Annotated in this window: 20 protein-coding genes and 1 tRNA gene; 11 read left to right on the top strand and 10 right to left on the bottom strand. The window is 39.3% G+C overall.

All coding sequences use genetic code 11. The features are described 5' to 3' along the window. Positions 1-14: 14 nt before the first annotated feature. The 3 genes from ACLR96_RS04030 to ACLR96_RS04020 all read right to left on the bottom strand — a co-directional run bounded on the left by ACLR96_RS04030 (position 15) and on the right by ACLR96_RS04020 (position 3,687). Positions 15-443 (bottom strand): hypothetical protein, encoded by a 429-nt coding sequence (locus ACLR96_RS04030; protein ID WP_177269315.1) that lies wholly within the window; start codon positions 441-443, stop codon positions 15-17. A 15-nt stretch (positions 444-458) separates the two neighbouring features. Continuing rightward, on the bottom strand, positions 459-2,093 hold the full coding sequence (locus ACLR96_RS04025) for an APC family permease (RefSeq protein ID WP_177269317.1): 1,635 nt from the start codon (positions 2,091-2,093) through the stop codon (positions 459-461). Between the two features lie 223 nt (positions 2,094-2,316). After that, complete coding sequence (locus ACLR96_RS04020; protein WP_177267614.1) at positions 2,317-3,687, bottom strand: sigma 54-interacting transcriptional regulator; 1,371 nt, start codon at positions 3,685-3,687, stop codon at positions 2,317-2,319. Between the two features lie 199 nt (positions 3,688-3,886). Here ACLR96_RS04020 and ACLR96_RS04015 point away from each other — a divergent pair, with 199 nt between their 5' ends. The 3 genes from ACLR96_RS04015 to ACLR96_RS04005 all read left to right on the top strand — a co-directional run bounded on the left by ACLR96_RS04015 (position 3,887) and on the right by ACLR96_RS04005 (position 5,267). After that, positions 3,887-4,435 (top strand): hypothetical protein, encoded by a 549-nt coding sequence (locus ACLR96_RS04015; RefSeq protein WP_177267613.1) that lies wholly within the window; start codon positions 3,887-3,889, stop codon positions 4,433-4,435. A 21-nt stretch (positions 4,436-4,456) separates the two neighbouring features. After that, entirely contained in the window at positions 4,457-5,053 is a 597-nt protein-coding gene (locus ACLR96_RS04010) for a flavin reductase (RefSeq protein ID WP_177267612.1), read from the top strand. A gap of 139 nt (positions 5,054-5,192) precedes the next feature. Continuing rightward, positions 5,193-5,267: transfer RNA gene (locus tag ACLR96_RS04005), tRNA-Glu, on the top strand. A gap of 55 nt (positions 5,268-5,322) precedes the next feature. Here ACLR96_RS04005 and ACLR96_RS04000 read toward each other — a convergent pair. Then, positions 5,323-5,532, bottom strand: coding sequence for a ribbon-helix-helix protein, CopG family (locus ACLR96_RS04000; protein WP_412265211.1), 210 nt, complete (start codon positions 5,530-5,532; stop codon positions 5,323-5,325). A gap of 116 nt (positions 5,533-5,648) precedes the next feature. Between ACLR96_RS04000 and ACLR96_RS03995 the strand changes: the two genes are divergently transcribed. From ACLR96_RS03995 to ACLR96_RS03975, 5 genes are all read left to right on the top strand, one after another. Then, complete coding sequence (locus ACLR96_RS03995) at positions 5,649-5,855, top strand: hypothetical protein (RefSeq protein ID WP_177267610.1); 207 nt, start codon at positions 5,649-5,651, stop codon at positions 5,853-5,855. Between the two features lie 190 nt (positions 5,856-6,045). Then, positions 6,046-6,876, top strand: a complete 831-nt coding sequence (locus ACLR96_RS03990; RefSeq protein WP_177267609.1) for an EFR1 family ferrodoxin — start codon at positions 6,046-6,048, stop codon at positions 6,874-6,876. Positions 6,877-6,898: 22 nt separating this feature from the next. Then, positions 6,899-7,327: a GNAT family N-acetyltransferase gene (locus ACLR96_RS03985; RefSeq protein ID WP_177267608.1), complete on the top strand. Its 429-nt coding sequence runs from the start codon at positions 6,899-6,901 to the stop codon at positions 7,325-7,327. Positions 7,328-7,421: 94 nt separating this feature from the next. Then, complete coding sequence (locus tag ACLR96_RS03980) at positions 7,422-7,631, top strand: 4Fe-4S binding protein (RefSeq protein WP_177267607.1); 210 nt, start codon at positions 7,422-7,424, stop codon at positions 7,629-7,631. Further along, a complete protein-coding gene (locus ACLR96_RS03975; RefSeq protein ID WP_177267606.1) occupies positions 7,628-8,227 on the top strand; it encodes a 4Fe-4S binding protein in 600 nt (199 codons plus the stop codon). Before ACLR96_RS03980 ends, ACLR96_RS03975 begins: the two co-directional genes overlap by 4 nt. Positions 8,228-8,229: 2 nt before the next feature. Here the strand turns inward: ACLR96_RS03975 and ACLR96_RS03970 are convergent, their stop codons facing one another. Beyond that, the gene (locus tag ACLR96_RS03970) at positions 8,230-8,886 is read right to left on the bottom strand and encodes a Crp/Fnr family transcriptional regulator (protein ID WP_177267615.1); all 657 of its coding nucleotides are present in this window, start codon (positions 8,884-8,886) and stop codon (positions 8,230-8,232) included. Positions 8,887-9,034: 148 nt separating this feature from the next. Here ACLR96_RS03970 and ACLR96_RS03965 point away from each other — a divergent pair, with 148 nt between their 5' ends. Both ACLR96_RS03965 and ACLR96_RS03960 read left to right on the top strand, forming a co-directional pair. Then, positions 9,035-9,697 carry a cytochrome c biogenesis protein CcdA gene (locus tag ACLR96_RS03965; protein WP_177267605.1) on the top strand — a complete coding sequence of 221 codons (663 nt, stop codon included), beginning with the start codon at positions 9,035-9,037 and terminating at the stop codon, positions 9,695-9,697. 10 nt (positions 9,698-9,707) lie between these two features. Continuing rightward, positions 9,708-10,247 (top strand): TlpA family protein disulfide reductase, encoded by a 540-nt coding sequence (locus ACLR96_RS03960; RefSeq protein WP_177267604.1) that lies wholly within the window; start codon positions 9,708-9,710, stop codon positions 10,245-10,247. An 80-nt stretch (positions 10,248-10,327) separates the two neighbouring features. Here ACLR96_RS03960 and ACLR96_RS03955 read toward each other — a convergent pair whose 3' ends face one another. From ACLR96_RS03955 to ACLR96_RS03935, 5 genes are all read right to left on the bottom strand, one after another. Next, positions 10,328-10,795 (bottom strand): pyridoxamine 5'-phosphate oxidase family protein, encoded by a 468-nt coding sequence (locus ACLR96_RS03955; RefSeq protein WP_177267603.1) that lies wholly within the window; start codon positions 10,793-10,795, stop codon positions 10,328-10,330. Positions 10,796-10,822: 27 nt separating this feature from the next. Beyond that, on the bottom strand, positions 10,823-13,258 hold the full coding sequence (locus tag ACLR96_RS03950) for an ATP-binding cassette domain-containing protein (RefSeq protein ID WP_177267602.1): 2,436 nt from the start codon (positions 13,256-13,258) through the stop codon (positions 10,823-10,825). 2 nt (positions 13,259-13,260) lie between these two features. Next, the gene (locus tag ACLR96_RS03945; RefSeq protein WP_177267601.1) at positions 13,261-15,498 is read right to left on the bottom strand and encodes an ATP-binding cassette domain-containing protein; all 2,238 of its coding nucleotides are present in this window, start codon (positions 15,496-15,498) and stop codon (positions 13,261-13,263) included. Positions 15,499-15,733: 235 nt separating this feature from the next. Beyond that, entirely contained in the window at positions 15,734-17,242 is a 1,509-nt protein-coding gene (locus ACLR96_RS03940; RefSeq protein ID WP_177267600.1) for a UDP-N-acetylmuramoyl-L-alanyl-D-glutamate--2,6-diaminopimelate ligase, read from the bottom strand. Positions 17,243-17,364: 122 nt separating this feature from the next. Further along, positions 17,365-18,930 carry a chloride channel protein gene (locus tag ACLR96_RS03935; protein ID WP_187524906.1) on the bottom strand — a complete coding sequence of 522 codons (1,566 nt, stop codon included), beginning with the start codon at positions 18,928-18,930 and terminating at the stop codon, positions 17,365-17,367. A gap of 169 nt (positions 18,931-19,099) precedes the next feature. Between ACLR96_RS03935 and ACLR96_RS03930 the strand changes: the two genes are divergently transcribed. Next, on the top strand, positions 19,100-20,293 hold the full coding sequence (locus tag ACLR96_RS03930; protein ID WP_187524907.1) for an NAD(P)/FAD-dependent oxidoreductase: 1,194 nt from the start codon (positions 19,100-19,102) through the stop codon (positions 20,291-20,293). The last annotated feature ends 15 nt before the right edge of the window (positions 20,294-20,308 follow it).

Here is a 20,308-nt window from a genome sequence, read left to right as displayed (position 1 = left end):
CGGCGTATGATCCTCTACTGAGGATCATCCACCACAAATACCACCGTTCCCTTTACTGTCAGCGCCGGTTCATCAAGTACATCAGAGCGATCTGTCTGCTGATTGTATTCCGAAGTCTTATACATTTCATATCCATAAAGCCTTGATCTTTTTCCATCCTCAACAGACCAGCAGACTATCTCCACGGCATCCAGCACATGTACAGGCCTTACAATATCTGACTCTATATGAACTATCAGACCTCCGTCTCCGTTGTCTCTGATATTGCATATTTCAGTACAGCAATCTATACACTTTTCTATCAGTTTGCATCCGGATATCATTTCTGCCGGATAGTGCATATCCTCAGCCCCGAAGGAAAGCCTGAACTTCAGAGCTTTTACGCCTAACCCCTTTTCAACCTTACTTAGCATGTTTCTTTTCTCTTCTTTTATCTTTGACATAATCAGAACCTCCTCTTAAGCATTTTTTCTGTCTATCTTATTTCCTGCAACTTTAAAAACTACAGCTATCACTGCATACAACACAGATATCACCAACATCGCGTTATTTATCCATTCCTTGATGGCCGCCCCGTCACTTCCCATAAATTTAAGTCCGCAATAAGCTTCTTCATAATAAGATTCCCATCCGACTTCATACCAGTCAAACCACCAAAGAGATCCTATAAGCCCTATAACTGCAATGATACCGAATACAATAGTTATCCTGTGAAAATCTCCAACCGCCAATTTCGTCCTCGGATTTATAGGATATTTCTCCGGATCATTGACATATAGACCGCCATACATTCGTTTCCATATGATATACATTATCGGTGATGAAATAAATGCGATCATACCTCCCAGATAATAATCTGCGCCGTTTAAGAATAAAGCAGCCACAGCTATAATCAATCCCGGGGCTATAAGAAGATTGACGAATTTATCTCCGCCTGGAATTCTGAATGGTCTTGGCATATCAGGTTCTCTCCGTCTCAATACTGCTGTTGATAAGAATACCAATACATAATCAACCATGAGAAGCATCACATCCATAGTCACCAAGACATCAAAATTGAAATTACACAAGAGTACGGAAACTAATGTGATAGATAATACACTTATATAAGGTACTCGCCTTTTTTTGCTTACTTTCGTCAGACTTTTAGGCGCAAGATTATCTACAGCCATACCATAAAATCCTCTGGATATGGAAATCATCTGAGTATTGAACATGGACAATTCAGCGCAGATCGCTGTAATAGTGAATACCGGTATTCCCCATGAACCTACAAGCGCCAGTACATGACCAAAAGATATACCGCCGTCAGGACTCCAATCCTGCCAGTTCCCTACAGAAGCCAGACTCGCTATAGTAGGAAGAATATAAGTAAGCGCTACGAGAGGCATTATTATAAGAAGCCCTCTGGGGATAACAGATTTATCCTTACATTCGGTAGCCAAAGTAGACATCGACGTATATCCGGAATACATCCACATTCCTGTCGCAAGAGTTGCTCCTATCGACCCTAAGAAAGTGTAATCGGCGCTATTGTATAGAGGGTCCATAGGATTCTGATTCCAATTCATGAAACCGATAACAGTTATAGCCAGAAATACTAAGAAAATAAATACGGAGAAAATAGTGCTTACTTTTCCGATTTCTTCGATTCCTAATAAATTAATGATTGTAAATACAAGAACGATGGATACCATAAATATAAACTGTGCGGTCTCAGTCATCCCCGGGATCAGCATTTTAGCATAAGATCCTGCCAAGACTACATATACAGTATTATCTATGTAACATGATAATGTTCTGCACCATCCTCCTTGAAATCCCCAGAATTCTCCGAGGCCTCTCTGAATCCATTTATAAAAACCTCCTGCGTCTGTAATAGCCGAGCCGAGTTCTGCCGAACACAGAGCCTGAGGCGCCGCCCACACAAAGGGCAGTATACACAGGATTATGATGGTGATACCCGGCCCTCCGTCCGGTATCATTTCATCTATGCCGAAGCACCCGGCCGCTACGAGACAATACATGATCATAACCGCCGTACGCAATGTGATATTATGTTCGGCTAAATTGCTTTGCTGTTGTTTACTCATGCCATTCTCCTTTCCTTTAATAAATCGGTGTTGAATCATTACACATACTTATTAGAGCAAATCCCGTGCCATACCACTAAAAAAATTTTACTCACTTCTTGAAAGTGTTGAATTTTCTGATTTTTATTTTTTTTCTGAACTATTTTCGGATTTGAAAATACGTATGACTGCACAAAAAGGAGCAGGATCTGATCATTCCTGATCAGATCCTGCTCCTTATAAATTAACGCAATCCATATTTCATTATTTTTCTGTTTAACGTAGCCCTTGATATTCCAAGCGCCTTTTCCATGTCCGATGGATTATCATACTGTTCCATATATTTTTCTATCAACTCTTTTTCAGTCTGTTCTATGGCCTCTTTAAGAGTCTTATTCTCATCCTTTCTTTCAGGATTTTCTTTTTCACCAAACAACATATGTCTTACATGATTTTCTGTTATGATATCTTCTCTTACTGTCAATATCAGCCTTTCTATAAGATTCTCCAGTTCTCTTACATTTCCCGGCCATCTGTATTTCTGAAGAATATTTAAACTGCTCAGAGAAAACTCTTTTTTTGTGCCATATTTACTGTTAAAGTTTTCTGCGAACAAATATACCAAAGGAACGATATCTCTCTGCCTCTTCCTTAAAGGCGGCACGCTTATAGGAAAAGTATTCAGCCTGTAAAACAAATCATCTCTGAAATCCCCCTCTGCAACTCTTTCTCTCAAATTCCTATTACTGGCTGCTATCACCTGTACATCTACAGGTATAGCCTGTTTTCCTCCCACTCTCATTATCTCGCTTTCCTGAAGTACCCTCAGAAGCTTTGACTGAAAATTAAGAGATACGTCACCTATTTCATCGAGAAACAAAACGCCCTTGTTAGCCAGCTCAAAATACCCTTTTTTCCCTTTCTCACTGGCTCCCGTGAAAGCTCCTTTTTCGTATCCGAATAATTCTGATTCCAACAAATTTTCCGGTATGGCTCCACAATTAACAGCTATGAAAGGGCCCTTGCTTCGGCTTCCATTTCTGTATATTATCCTCGCAACGATCTCCTTTCCCACACCTGTCTCCCCTTCTATCAAAACACGAGACCCAAACCTGGCAGCCGTTACCGCCAGCTCGACCACATTCTGCATAGCCCTGGATTCCAATACAAGATCAACCTCCTTAGACAATACAGATCTCAAATATTCCAACTCACTTTCATAAAGATCCATCTTTTCCTTATTTAAGCGAAGCTGTTCTTTCATTATATCCAATTCTTTCAGTTCCCTTTCACAACACACGACCATCTCTATCTCACCGTTTTCCATGTGTGGTATACCAGTCACCAATACTTCGGTTTCATCCCGCTGTATCCTTGTTATTTTTTGCTTTTCTCTTATTACTTCCAATGTAACAGAAGCATCATATATCCCTTGATCTACCAGTTCTTTCATGTTCTTGCCTATAATATCCTCACGCCTCTGGCATCCCAGAGCCTGAGTATTGGTTTCCATCACATATCCTTTTCCGTCAGTTATCCAAACACCGTCATCTATACACTCTATTATAGCTCTCACATATTTTTTCGTTTCTTCCGTTAAATGACCAAAATCCATAAATATTCTCCTTACTTCTGTCTATATCAATAATATGCGGCTTATATATATCATATAATCAATTTTAATCAGATGGTAATCCTCTCCCCCGGGCATAAGTCCTGGATATGCTTTGATTCCAAGTTTTTGTGTACTTTTACAGTGTTTGTGATATACTAAATTCATACAGTTTTAACAAATATATTAAGGAGATTTCATAATGAAAAAATTATTACCTTTGATTTTATCAATAGTTTTATGCTTTATATTTTCCTCATGCGGGAATACTTCCATAAAAGGAGATCTGAAAAGCTATTCCAATGCAGATAAATCATTTTCCATCGAGCTTCCCGCATCAAATGACGAATCATGGGTAATAAATGAAAAATCACCGTCAAGTATCCTTGACATATCTGATAATGAAGATACTGTAAATTTACGCATACAATGTATATCAAAATCCCAGATCCACTTAGTCGCTCCAGACCTTAACGGGTATAAAGATTACTCTCTTATGAATACGCTCGGAAATATCCTTGAAAATTCCGAACTCAGCGAAAGCACGGCAAGTGTCCCGGATTTTATAACAGAAACTCTTTCATATGATTTCAAACTATCATCAGACGCCCGCGGGACTGTACTCTTCATGGAAAGCGAAAAATGCTATTATACATATTTCATTATGGCAATAGACAAAGCATACACAAATAATGAAAAAGCACTAAAAGAGAGTATATTGAGCCTTGATGAAATAAACAAATCCTCATAGGGAAAATAAGAAAGGAACGATATGGACAACAGCGTAATGTTTAAAATCAGTTACGGACTATATGTCCTAACTGCCAGAGACGATGAAAAGGCTAATGGATGTATCATCAACACGCTCCAACAAGTAACTGCCACACCTAACAAAGTGACTATCGCCATCAACAAAACCAACCTCACTCATGATATGATAATGACAACAAAAAAGTTTAATATTTCTATTTTAAGTGAAAAAGCCACCTTCGATATATTCAAACACTTCGGCTTTCAGAGTGGAAAAAATGTAGATAAATTTGACGGCTATCCTGCCGATACAGGAAAAAACGGTGTGCCTTATATCAAGAAAGGAACAAACGGTTTCCTTTCCGGCGATGTTATCTCTTCCGTAGATCTTGGAACTCATACTCTTTTTCTTGCAAATGTGACGGACGGAGAAAACCTCTCCAATGATAATTCTGTGACCTATGACTACTATCAAAAACATATAAAAGAAGCCCCTCAGAAAAAATCAAAGGGATGGGTATGCAGAATATGCGGCTATATTTATGAGAATGAAAATCTGCCGCCTGATTTCATATGTCCCATCTGCAAACACGGCGCTGCTGATTTTGAAAAGCTTTAGCAATGCATTGCCAATACCCCCTGCTTCATATGAAATCAGAGGGTATTTTTTCAAATAATTACATTAATTTTCTTTACTTTTCAGCTCTGCACTTGAACAGCAGAAATAAATGTGATATACTTTTATCTGTAAAAGATAAGCTCTCTTGGTCAAGTGGTCAAGACGTCGCCCTCTCACGGCGGAATCAGGGGTTCGACTCCCCTAGGGAGTACCAAAAACCTTGAAACCGCAATGTTTCAAGGTTTATTCTTTTCATTTAAAATATCATGTCATTTCACACTATGATCATCAATCTCTGCGATATTAAGAGCTTCCTTCAGGAGTATCGTTATTATCTCGATTATCTCGTTTCTGGACAACTCTGTTTTACTCGCAAATGTATTCAATTCCTCATATAAGTCATCAGGTACTCTGATGGAAAATGTCTTATGCCCGTCTTCACCTTTTAATTTTTTCTTTGGGATTTTAATCTTTGCCACAACATATTCACCTCACATGAATTATATTGTGAATAGTTGTTAAATTATATGTTATAATTATATAACATAATTTTATGTTTAACACATTTTTAAAAGTGCCAGAAAGGAGTGATCATATGAATAAACCTGATTTTCTTCATGTCGCGAATAATACCTGGTCTGACAAAACTAAAACTCTTATTAAGCAACTTATATCCTCATCAAACGACGATTCTCAAAAAGAGTCCATACAGACTGCAATAGAAGCAGTCTACAAAGAAGGACTCAAAGATGGTGTCGCGCTCATATACTGGCTGCTTGGGGATGATTCCCACAACAACTAAATGCTGTCTGAAATACCTTTCATTGATTATTTACATTTATATAGTCTAACATTATAATAATATAAAGGGTACGACTTCTTCGGAGGAGTACTGATTCCCGGCCCTTTGAGACCTTATGGGTTTCAGAGGGTATTTCATTATAATTCCCGAAAAGCATACACGCCAACGATTGGAAGGAGCATCTATTATCATGAAGATATCGAAAATAAGAGCAATATATATAAGCCCTACAGGCAATGTCAAAACTGTAGTTCGCACCATTGCGGAAAAAACAGCCAAACTGCTTGATGTGCCCGTAAAAGAGGATGATTTCACACTTCCCGATTCACGATCCGGAATCAGAAAAGTACCTGCAGATGAACTGGTGATATTTGGCGTACCCGTTTATGCCGGAAGGGTACCCAATAAATTTCTCCCTTTTATACAGCAATTATATAAATCAGACGGAGCTCCGGCAGTCCCTGTAGTCTGTTTCGGAAACAGAAATTTTGACAACGCATTGATTGAACTGAGAAATGAACTTGAAAATAATGGTTTCCGAACTGTTGCCGGAGCCGGGGCTGTGACAGAACATGTATTTTCAGATGCATTGGCTCCTGGAAGACCCGACGCAAAAGACATCCGACTATTGGAAGATTTCGCTTCCGATATAGTCGGCAAAATTAAAAACATGGAACCGTCTCAGCTATCAGCTCCTATCGCCGTACGTGGAGACGATCCTGTCGGTCCCTACTACAAACCTCTGGGCATAGACGGCAAACCCGCAGTTTTTCTCAAAGCCAAACCAAAGACAAAGGAAACCCTTTGCATAAAATGCGGAATATGCATAAAATCGTGTCCTATGGGCTCTATCTCTGAGCAAAACCCTTCAAATATCTCCGGCATCTGTATAAAATGCCATGCCTGTGTAAAAAAATGTCCTCAAAAAGCCAAATATTTTGACGATCCGGCATTTATTTCACATGTAAAAATGCTTGAAGCTAACTATACAAAAGCTTCTAAAACGGAACTGTTTCTGTAAATATTGCAAAGAGGTGATCAAAATGTATTTTAAAAATGCAGCTATCGAAGATTTTGACAAAGCCTTCAGCTTCATCGAAAAACTGTGGACTTATAACATTTATGACAGGACAGAGACAAAGAAAGTCTATCAAAATATACTTGGCGATAAAAACAGCTTTGCTTTCTTTGTAATGGAAGAAGGGAATTATAAAGGATTTTGTCACTGCACCTGCTTCAATACATTCTGGCTGTCCGGTCTGACATGTTACCTGTCAGGAATAATTACAGACGAAAGCGTCCGGGGAGAAGGCTATGGCATCGCACTGATGGATGAAGTAAAACGCAGAGCAAAAGAACTTGGCTGCAGAGGAATCATCCTTGATTCCGGCCTCCCCAGAAAAGAAGCTCACAAATTTTATGAAAAATACGGTTTTGATAAGGGATGCTATGGTTTTGATCTGATATTCTGACCCATATACAATAAAACCTCGTATTGTGATTTTGTCACTGTCGTACCTCCCCTTTGCTGCTATGATAATAAAAATATTGTTGCAGGAGGTTTCTATGAACCATAAAAAACAAAAACGCTGCGCACTAATCGACAGAACTCTGTGCGTAGCCTGTGGATGCTGTACTAAAACATGCCCGGTTTCGGCAGTTTCCCTTTACAAAGGAATGTACGCTCTTATTGATGTTGAAAAATGTGTGGGATGCGGTAAATGCGCCAAAGCATGTCCGGCCAGCATCATTCAGATAAAGGAGGTATCGATATGACTCAAAAGAAGCATTGGTATGATTACCTGTGGATTTTTTCCTCGCTTTATCTCATACTTGGATTTTTCAATATCCTGTTTGCATGGATTGGTCTTCTCTGTTTCTTTATTCCCCTTATAATAGCTGTTTTTTGGGGCAGGAAGTCGTATTGCCAGCGTTACTGCGGCAGAGGACAGCTTTTTCAACTAATAGGAGGCAACTTCGGACTTTCAAGAAAAAAAGACGTACCGCAATGGATGAAATCAAAAATATTCCGTTATGGATTTCTCATATTTTTCTTTGCAATGTTCTTCATCATGCTTTGGTCCACTTATCTGGTATTTTCCGGCGGACAGGATCTGAATCAGGTTGTTACACTGATATGGACATTCAAGCTTCCATGGCACTGGGCCTATCACGGTACATTATTCCATCAGGGGGTAGCTCAGTTTGCTTTCGGTTTCTACAGTGTAATGCTTACCTCCACTGTACTGGGAATGCTTACCATGATATTATTCAAACCACGATCATGGTGCGTATACTGCCCGATGGGGACTATGACTCAATTAATATGTAAAGCTAAAAATCATAAATCGGTACCTGGCTGCGATATGTAAAATCATCGACTCATGTCAGAAAGCTTCTCCATATCAATGATCCGGATGCTTCCCCGCATGAGCTTCACTATACCTTCACTCTGAAAATATCTGAGCATTCGGGTCACTACTTCTCTGGCAGTTCCAAGATGTGATGCTATCTGCTCATGAGTTATCCTGAGAATATCAGTTTCCTCAATGATACACTCTTCAGCCAAAAAATCTGCAAGACGTTTATCAAAGCTTTTCCACATTATCTGCTCTACCAGCCACATTACATCGGTGAACCGAGAAGCCATTATTTCATTGGTATAATTAGCTATAACAGCAGAATTTTCCATAAGCCTTTGATATACTCCTATTGGCACTATCCACGCATCCGTATCCTTTTCAGCTGACACTGTTACATCAAACTGAATGCTTTTCATCACACATGAAGCTGTGAACAAACATATATCATGATCAAATAAACGGTATACTGTGATTTCCCTTCCCTCCTCTGAAAAGATAAAACTTCGGAGCTGACCTGAACGGATTACAAGAAGGCCGAGGCATTCTTCATCACCGCCATGTATCACAGTTCCTTTCTTCATCTTACGCAAAGTGACACTGTCAGTCAGTGCCAACTGTTCCTGTTTCGTCAGCTTACTGAAAACAGGAAAATATTCAGAAAAATTCATCACAATCATACCTCCGTAAAAAAATCATATCACAGCCTAAAGCGTATAGCAATTATGTCTCACAAAATATATCAGAGTAATATCACTGAACATATACATTTTTGTACTATACTGATTCGCAGAAATAATTATATGAGGAGAATATCAAATGCAGTATATCATTTCCTTTCTGGAAGGAATAATAACATTTATCTCACCTTGTCTGCTTCCCATGCTTCCTATATACATAACTTATTTCGCCGGCGGCGGAAAAAGAAATACCCATGCTACACTAAAAAATGCTTTTGGCTTCGTGCTGGGTTTTACAATTGTTTTTATAGCTATGGGAGCTCTTGCGGGAACAGTAGGCAGCTTTTTCAAAGAATATGCAACAGCTGTCAATATAATATCGGGAATTATCGTGATTTTTTTCGGGCTAAACTTTCTGGGTGTTTTCAAATTAAATATATTCAATGGTCCGTCATCTATGGCAAATGTAAGTAATCTGGGATTTTTTTCTTCCGGTCTTTTCGGTATGATATTTTCCGTAGGATGGACTCCATGTGTAGGCGCTTTTCTCGGTTCGGCGCTGATGATGGCTTCACAGCAAGGCCATACTGTCCAAGCAATGATAATGCTGACAGCCTATTCTGCAGGATTAGGTATCCCTTTTGTTTTGAGCGCCGTCCTTATAGATAAACTTAAATCCACATTTGATTTCATAAAAAAACACTATGCTGTCATAAACAGTATCTGCGGAGGGCTTCTCATATTCATCGGACTGATGATGGCCTTCGGCATGATCGGAAGGCTTATTACATTCTTGGGTTAGGAGATATAACATGAAAAATAAAAAAACACTTGTCATAACATTACTTACCTTTGCAGTCATTATTATAGGAGCTGCAGTTCTTTATAATTATCTGTCCGCAAAAGTATCCTATGATTCCATAGGAGAAAGTACTTCTTCCGCAGCGGATATCACAGTCACAGATGAAAGTAACCGCGAAGTAAATCTCTCAGATATGAAAGGAAAGCCTGTAATCCTTAATTTCTGGGCCAGTTGGTGCGGACCATGTCAGAGCGAAATGCCGATTTTTGACAAAATATACGATCGGTATAAAAATGATATCAATTTCATGATGGTCAATCTGACGGGAGGACGTGAAACCAAAGAAAGCGCATCAGAGTATATCAAATCTCAAGAATATTCTTTTCCTGTCTATTATGATACAAACGGCGAAGGTGCCATGTCATACGAAACATACTCTATACCGGTCACCTACTTTATAGATGCTGACGGAAATATTGCAGGATATGTAAAAGGAGCCCTCAGCGAAGAGACACTTCTTGAAGGCATAGATATGATATCCGGAAAATAAAAAAATTTTAAAGGCGGCTATACTGATCCTTTTCAGCAGCCGCCTTTATTTATTAAATCAATCCCGGCATACTGTTTATATCAGCAGCCCGCCTTTCCTGTAATATGATCTATGGTTATCTCGGCCATATAAATTTTGTCCATAGCCGCATCCAGATATTCCATACCTCCCTTTTCATATCCCTTGGAATATTTCTTCACTATATGGATATGTGTTTTCCTCATTTCTTCAGGATCATCTATTAGCCTTACTGTTCCAAAAGCAATCACACTGACATAAAGAGTATTATAAGCCTCCGGAATAATATTATCCTGGGATATCACAGTAAAACTTACTTTAGGATCAGCCTTAAGCAACTCCACCTTGTATCCTTCTTTGGAGCAATGAAAATATATTTTTCCATCGGCATAAGCATAACTTAAAGGCACCCCGTAAGGATAACCGTTATCACCCTTTACAGACAGAACACCATTGGTACAGGTATTCAGTATCTCACTCACCCTATCTTCATCCAGCTGCTGATCTTTCAGTCTCATAGCCCTAAACATAAAGCCCTCCTTTTCTTTTCTCATATCTTAATTGACATCTGTCCTACTGAGTATGGCCGCCGGTGTTTTCCTGATAGTCCTAAATACAGGCAAGAGTCCGAACAGAAAATTGAGTCCATATATAATAATCAGACATATGCCCATTGTCCACGGAGTTACCAGAAACAGATCACTGAAATATGCCATATGAGAAAGCTTATACAAGCAATAAGACATCAACGCAAACCCCGGAAGACTTGCTATCGTTGTTATGGCAAATATTTCACCTATAAACATCTTATATATATCCGATTTTTTCACGCCTATAGCCCTGTATACACCGACTTCTTTTACTCTTGAAAGGAATGATGCTCTTATTATAAGGTATATCTCAATAAAGGATATTATCAGTATCACACCTGACATAACAAGAGTCGAAAATATAGACGACCACATCTGTTTCCTGTACTGTGTCTCGCTTTCAGCATAAGTATCTTTCACATTGACTTTATCTTCCCTGAACTGCTTCATAGCAGCAGCCTTATCTACAGGACACATAGTCACGTTTGACTTGCTCCTTATTAAATCATACTTCACAGTATTATTATTTACAAGCATAAAATCACTGTCGTTTTTATCCTTATAATATCCTACTGCCTTGAGTTTTTTATCATTAACTTTCTGGGATATCTCTTTGTTCAAAGGCATATTATCCTTATTTTTTTCATTTACAACAACTTCATAATCATTGACAGGCCACCGGCCCTTAGTAAGGCTCACATCTGAGGTCTTCAAAGTATAATCTATCATTCCTGAAGAAGCTTCGGCAGCATCTCCTTCCATACCCGCATCTTCTTCCGACTGAGCGTTTGCCAGAATATTTACAAACATATCCCGGCTTGCATATATGCATGGGCTTTTCAAATCTGAAACTCCTACTATGGTGAAATCTGACATATTAGTTACCGGCACCACTCCGCCTACAAAGCTTTTCACAGTTCCGTAACCTGCAGACTTAGTCATCTGGTCTTCTATTACCTTATCCAGCACTAGTTTATCAACTACTATCTCACTGCTGTTTTCAGGAAGTCTTCCGTATATAATATCCCCTGCTGTAAGCTTTCCGCTGTCAGACAGAGATCCGCTGAGCTGAGCCGATGAATACTTGGTCTGAAAATAATCATCAAAGGGCATAGAAAGAGTAACCTTTGAATCTCCCGGCATTATATATTTTAAGTTATCATCGTTTTCATACTTCTGATACGTTTCTACGCTCGTCTTCTTGCTGACCAATGTTATATAGGACTTATCCACAGTCACAAACTCGTCATCGGTTATATTCATAACGCCAAATATATTACTGATAGAATATGTTATAAACATTGACGAAATCAGAAATCCCACAAGAAGGATTTTTTTAAGTATGTTATAATCCATAACCGTTTTAAATCCTTTCTTCAGCATCGAAAAAGGATTTAAAATGGAACGATACTTACGCACTCCTTTGGTTTCAAGCCTGTTTACATCAAAGTTACTCTCAGTCTGTTCCTCTCTTGTCATCTTCCTATAATGAGCATCTACAAACTCTATGCTTGAATTATCATCTACGACTTCAATCCTGTCTTTATCTGACTTGGCCTTTATATAAATATTACCGTTTCTGACTACTATATCAAGCTTTATATCGCCTTCACTGTCATTATAAAAATCTATATCATATCTGCCGTTGTTTAATCTTTTATGCTCTTTTATATCTCTGAGATATATTTTGTTTTCTACCCTATAGTCAAGACCTTCCGAATTATGATTGACCTCGTCTGACATCACTTTGCCGTCCAGAAGTTTTATAATTCTGGATGCATAAAAATCAGCCAGCTCTTCTTCATGAGTCACTAAAATAACCAGCTTCTCTTCTGATATTGACTTTATTATATTCATTACCTCAAGAGTATTTTTACTGTCCAGATTTCCCGTAGGCTCATCGGCTATGACCACCGCAGGATTTTTCACTATAGCTCTGGCAATCCCTACTCTCTGCCGTTCTCCACCTGAAAGCATATCCGCATACCTGTTTCTGTATCTGTACATGCCCACTTTTTCAAGAACATAATTTACTTTATCCTCTATTTCTTTCCGATCCTTAACGCCTACCATTCTAAGAGCTATAGCCACATTATCAAACACAGTCATATTGTCTACCAGATTATAATTCTGAAATATATATCCGATATTCAGATTCCTTATTTTGTCTACTCTGCCTGATGTCCTTCCTGTTATCTTCTGACCATTTACAAATACACGTCCTCCATTGACTTTATCCAGGCCCCCTATGACATTAAGCAGCGTTGTTTTCCCGCATCCGCTTGGCCCCAGAAGAGCCACCAGCCCTTTGCTTTCCATATGAAGAGAAGTTTCGTTTATAACATGGATCTCATTCTTCTTGCTTTTATTAAAATATTTATTAACATTCTCCAGTCTTACCATGATTAGTCCTCCTCTCTATATGTACCCATAGCCGTTTTCTTGAAAAGACTTCTGGCAAATTTCCCTGATATGAGATATGCCATTAAAGATAAAACAACATACAAAACTATATAGTCTGTTATCCTCATATATTGTACAAGATTAGTAATATACTGAATATTTATCAGGCCTGTATTTACTGATATGACACATGCCAAAAAAACAGCATAAGCTATATTCACAATCAGCAGCATTTCCACATCCAAAATCCTTCTTATATTTCTCTTGGCAAGCCCAAGCATCCTCAATATACTGAAATATGCCGATCTTGATTTTAATATGAGTCTTATCACAAAGTAAGCGATAAAGAACAATGCTACTATAAGGATCACAGTCATCGGAACTCTGATTATAGATGTAAGTTCATTGAACATGTTTATCAGTATGTCCTTAAGAGGAAGAGTTACATACCCCATCGTACTCAAAGCTTCCAGTGTCTGATCCATTTCCTTGACGTCCTTTACATATACGGAAGCTTGAAAATTCCCTTTATTAAACAGTGTATCATAATCGGCTTGATTCACATATATCGTTCCGTTATTGGAATCATAGTCCGACACGCCCGTCTTTTTTTCAAAAGTTTTTTTGTTATAAGTATCGGAAACTTTCAGATCCACTGACTGCGTATAAAATATATTCTCTGCCGTTACGGTTATCGTCTTGCCTTTAGCATCGCCTTTATCATAAAAATTATTTATCTCCTCCGAAGCAATGGCTTTTCCTGACTCCACATGACTGTTCGGTACTATTCTGTAAAAGGCATTGCCTTCCTGATACTGCTGTTCTTTGCCATTTATGGAAGTCCTGACAGTACTGTTATAATTATAAGTCTCTGTCAGCATGGTACTCATAAGCTGGTCCGACGCAAACAGATCTCCCGAATACATAAAGCTATTGCTGCTCTGCGGCTTATACGCAAAGCCTACTACCGTCACATTCAGTTCTTTATCCTCGCCCAGATTTATCTTGAAACTCTTTTCAAGAATCCTCTCCAACATTCCCGTATCAAAGTCATCCTTTACGGCAGTGAATATCACCTCATTATCTGCCTCAGGCAACCTTCCTGCAACCAGAGGTTCATCGAACTCACCCAATGACTTAGGGTAAACTTCATAAGAAAACTCATTGTCTTCTATGTAAAGAGGCACATCCAGAAGAATATCATTTGCTGATATGGACTCTACATTGGAAACGTTACTTATAGCCCTGAAATCATCTTCTGTAAAAGCTGAACCATCTGTTTTTTTCAGAACTACTCGGTCTTCACTGTAATTGTAAAAATACTCGTTATATCCCAGCTTATCCTCTTCTTCCTCCTGATTTCGAAAAGTTGTATACTGTGATGTCACAGAAAAAACCACAAACAGAAACACGACAAGCATAAGCATAAACTTTGGAAAAATATTAAAGGTATTCCTTACTCCCAATCTTACTTTACTTCCTGCTGTTATGTCCTTATCAATACGTTCAGATTCTGATGCCATCTGCGTGATCCCACTATCTGAATATACCGCCTGAGCATCTGTGTTTATATAAAGATCTTCTGCCACATTACCGTCATGCATCTTTATCTTTCTTGTGGCATATTGAGCAAACTGATCATAATTATGAGTCACAACGATTACCAGCTTATCATGAGCGATCTCACTTAGAAGCTCCACGATACCTTCAGCAGAAACGCTGTCCAGATTCCCTGTGGGCTCATCAGCAACTATTATGTCCGTATCCTTTGCCAGCGCTCTTGCTATAGCCACTCTCTGTTTCTGCCCGCCCGAAAGCTTTGATACTTTTGTCCTGGTATATGGTTCAAGACCTACACGCCTTATTATATCGGGAACTCTTTTCTTTATTTCTTCTCTGGAATAACCGTTTACAAGAAGAATCAACTCTACATTCTGATATACAGTATAACTGTTTACAAGATTGAAATGCTGAAATATGTTGCCTATATACTTTTTTCTGTACTCCTCAAAATCTGAAGCCAGATAATGACTCGTCTCTTTTCCGTCTATATACATTTCGCCTTCTTCATATGAATCCAGCCCTGAAATGACATTGAGAAGAGTTGTTTTGCCACTGCCGGACTCGCCGGTAATCACCACAAATTCTCCTATATCAAAGGTAAGATTGACTTTTGATATTCCGCTGGCGATCATGCCTTTACTGTAATAGTATTTTGAAACATTTTTTAGCTGTATCACTACAAAATACCTCCTTATAAATAGAATTATAACATATGGCATATATCAGTGCCATTAATTAACTGCTTACACTTTTTTAAGAATTTATTAAGGATCAGCAATAGGATAAATAAGCCTTGTACAAATGCTCTGCAAAAAATAAATAAACGGCATAGTTTTAAAACTGTGCCGTTTAATAAAACATTTCCGGTTTCGCCTTTTTATCATTAAGCAGACATAGTCTGAAAGGGTTTACTCAGATCAATCTCACAGCATTTTTCATCTGTCGTTTTCCGGTCCTTATCTCCGAGACTATCTCACGTATCGCCTCATGTTCTGAAAAATGGTATTTCACACCTTCTATTTCTACATAATCCTCGTGACCCTTCCCCAGCATTATAATCATATCCCCCGGTTGGGCATTTGTTATAGCATAGGCTATAGCCTCTTTGCGATCTTCAATCTCTATATATTTGCCGCTGCTTCTGGCAAGCCCTTCTTTAATATCATTGTTTATGTCAGATACTTTTTCAAAGCGAGGATTGTCGCTTGTCAAAATACTGAGATCAGCCAGCTGGCCGGTTACCTCACCAATATCATATCTTCTCACTTTGGAACGGTTCCCTCCGCAGCCATATACTGCGATAAGTCTTGTTGGCTTATACTGCAGCAGCGTTTCTAAAACGCTTCTGGTACTAACCTCATTATGCGCATAATCTATGATAACACTGAAATCCTTTGAAACAGGAATCATTTCAACACGCCCTTTAACCTGAACATCTTCAAGACCTGCAAGAATAGATTCATCGGAAATCCCCAGTTTACTGCATACAGCCATTGTAGTAAGCGCATTATATACGGAAAATTTTCCCGGGATGTGTATTTTTGCCTGACAATTCATCAATCCGGATGTTTTAAAACTCATTCCCAGACGCCCATCCTCATTGAGAAACTTTATATCATAAGCTTTAAGATCGGCCTCTTTTTCAGCTGAAAATGTAACTACGGAACATGTATGCCTCTGCAATATCTGTTCCGCATACTTATCATCTATATTGATTATGCCGGTATCGCACTGTCTGAACAACATGCTTTTGCAGCTGAGGTATTCCTCAAAATCCTCATGCTCAGCCGGACCTATATGATCAGGAGATAAATTGGTAAATACTCCATAATCAAAAATGATACCTGCAGTTCTGTCAAGTTTGAGTCCCTGAGAGGAAACTTCCATCACCATATACTGACATCCTGCTTCTACCATCTCAGCCATGGATTTGTGTATCTCATATGATTCAGGTGTAGTATTTTTCGCAGGAATAATCTGATCGCCTATCACAGTAGCTATAGTACCTATGAGACCGGCTTTTCTGCCCGCCTGTTCTATTACATCTTTAATGATATATGTGATGGTGGTCTTGCCTTTCGTTCCGGTCAGCCCTATAGTCGTCAGCTTGCGGGCAGGATAGTCAAAATATGCTGCCGCCATATAAGCCAGCGCTTTTCTGGAAGATTTTACCTGTATAACCGTTATGGCTTTCGGTACATCTTTTAAATCTTCAGTCCTCTCTACAACTATTGCCGACGCTCCCTTTTCCACAGCATCAGCAATATACTTGTGACCATCGGTAACTGCTCCTACCAGACACACAAATACAGAACCGGGGACCACCTTTCTGGAATCGTAAATTATATCTTCCGCGCGGACATCCAGCTCTCCCTGTACGATGGTATACTCAACATTTTCACAAAGCTTCCTCAACTGCATAATAAACCTCATTTCTTTGAAATTCCACTGTTCTGCCAATTATTCTTTATCGTATATTATCGTCTCATTACCTGAACCTTATTCTCATTGTATGAATTGACCGCTTCAGATGTTCTTTTCTGTCAAAATCCTCTGCACAGTTCCTCCATCTTCTCATGTACAGCGGCCATATCTCTCTCATCAGTCATAGTTACTATGATATCCCCGGCAATCAGCTTTGTCTTTCCTTTAGGGATAAGTTCCCTTGCTCCCCGCTGTATTGCCACAAGAAGACAATTATCGGGCCAATGAACATCCTTTATAAGACATCCGTCCGGCTTAGACCCTTTTTTGACAACAAAATTACTCAATATCTTCTGCTTTACATTATTATCATCCTGAGATGTATCTCCGTTCTTTTCTATCAATCTTTCCAAAAGGCTTTCATATATAGGTCTTGATCCCAGAAGTGTAGCCACTATGTAAGCCACTACAGAAATAGTTGATAATGACAGCATATGACTCATATTCCCCGTCATCTCAAAAATAAGAATTATACCTGTAAGGGGCGCTCTGACTATAGCAGAAAAATAACCCGCCATAGAAATCAATACAAAATTATTCACATATATAGGATCAAGCCCAAAAAATTCAACACCTGTCTTTGCGAATGCCCCTCCTATAAATCCCCCTATCACCAACAGCGGAAAGAATATTCCCCCAGGCGCACCTGATCCGAAACTTAACGCAGAAAACAGAAATCTTCCCACCAATATAAATACTATAGTCCCAAGCACCATATCAGTATTAGTAAGCTGTTCTATAAGGTCATGTCCACTTCCCAAAAGCTCAGGAGCCGTAAATCCCAACGCTCCTGCACATAAAAACGGAATCATTATCTTTACTGTATGCCCCTCTGTCTTTATCTTACCGTAAAGAGCCTGAGCTTTTAACGTAAACCAGTTGTAAAAAGCTCCCAAAACACCTAAGATAATACCAAGCAATACGATCATCCAATAATATCTTATCGGTATAGAATCAACTATTTCAAATCTGAACACCGAATCAGTCCCCAAAACCAGCGTACTTAAAATATCAGCCGTCAGTGATGCTGTCATCACAGAAGTAAGTACAGATACCGAAAAATTCTTATGTATCTCTTCAAGAGAAAACATTACACCTGCCAAAGGAGCATGAAATGCCGCTGCAAGCCCTGCGCTTGCTCCGCAAGTTATAAGAAAATGTTCCTCTGTCTTCCCCCTGTCAAGCTTTCTGGAGACGCCTTTTCCTGCCATGGCTCCAAGCTGTATAGACGGGCCTTCCCTTCCCAGAGCCAGCCCTCCCAGCATACATAAAAACCCTCCGGCAAATTTAGCAGAAAGTACCCTCCACCAGTTCTGCTGAAGCTTACCGACAACTTCACCTTCTACCTGCGGTATACCGCTTCCTGATATGAGAGGTTCATAAGATAACAGCTTTCCTACAACAAAAGCCATCAGCACAAGCACAGCAAACCAACCTACCATATAAAACAGACTCCGAGATGCAAAATCAATTATGGATGTAAGCCATCGCCCGGCATTTTCCAGAGCTATTCTGTACAGAATCACTGTCACACCGGCAACTGCTCCTACAAGAATACCTTCTCCCACAAGTATAACTCTAAATCTGTCAGCTCGTTTAATCGTTCCCGATATATCTTTTTTCACATCATCCTCCGCTCTTTTTTTTAAGTATACTCTATATTGGGGCGAAACGCCAGTATATGTACACCTCGATATCATTTCTCTTTTTTTCTGACAAAAACAGAAAGATGCAAACCCATCCATAAGCAGGCTTCCATATGTTATAATAGTCCAAGAAAGGAAAGATACTGATATGATATATGACTGTATAATAACAGGGGCCGGTGCCTCCGGACTTTTCTGCGCCGCCTCCGTAAGCCATCCCCTCAAAGGACTTATACTTGAAAAATCAAAATATCCGGGTCTCAAGCTGCTGATGAGCGGCAGCGGCCAATGTAATATAACACATGCCGGGTCCATAAAAGATTTCATCTCCTGCTATGGTGACAACGGACGCAAAATCAGAAAATGTCTTTATAAATACAATAATATCTCCCTCATGGAATTTCTTAAAAATAACGGAATCAAAACAATAACACGTGATGACGGTAAAGTATTTCCCGCTTCTATGAACGCTCATCACATACTTGATATGCTTTTGGACAAAACAGAAAAAAACGGATTTTCCATTAACTTTGAAAGTCCTGTGGAAAATATAACAAAATGTGAACAAGGCTGGAAGATCTTCTCCGGAAGCAATAACTTCATCTGTAAAACGCTGGTAATTGCTTCAGGAGGATGCTCTTATCCATCCACAGGTTCAGACGGCTCTATGTTTACAGTCCTTAAACGTGATCTGAATCTGACATCAACTCGACTTAAACCAGCTCTTGCTCCCATACAGGTAAAAGCCTATCCTTACGGAGAACTTTCGGGAATTTCCTTCAAAAACAGCATTGTTACCATTCTCAATAAAGGGTATAAGAATATACAGAACTGCGGCGGGCTTCTGTTTACTCATAAAGATTTTTCCGGTCCGGCTGTACTGAATGTATCAAAATATGCATCTGCCGGAGATGAACTCAAGATAAATTATCTCGGTTCTCTCAGCTATGAAGATGCACTTCTCAGACTGAAAAAAGCGGCTCATAAAACTAATGCCGAGCTGTCAACCGTGATTTCGGAGGAATTCTCACTCCCCAAAAGGTTTTCCCGCCTACTTGAAAAACGATACGGAACCTCATTAAAAAAACTCGCCGGTCAGCTAACCGGTGAGTCCTTTGAGATATTATCCACATCAGGATTTAACAAAGCCATGTGTACCTGCGGCGGTATAGAGCTCTCTCAAATAAATCCTTCTTCAATGGAAGCTGTAAAAAATCCAAACATATTCATAATAGGAGAAGCTCTCGATATCGACGGAATCACAGGAGGGTATAACCTCCAATTTGCCTATTCCTCAGCAAATGCCGCCGCAGATCGCATCAGCAAGTTGCTTGTTCCATAAAAACCTAATCCCCAA

It is taken from the genome of Lentihominibacter sp., assembly GCF_046951855.1.
Lineage (GTDB): Bacteria > Bacillota > Clostridia > Peptostreptococcales > Anaerovoracaceae > Lentihominibacter > Lentihominibacter hominis.
This window is presented reverse-complemented; position numbering and strand designations above follow the sequence as displayed.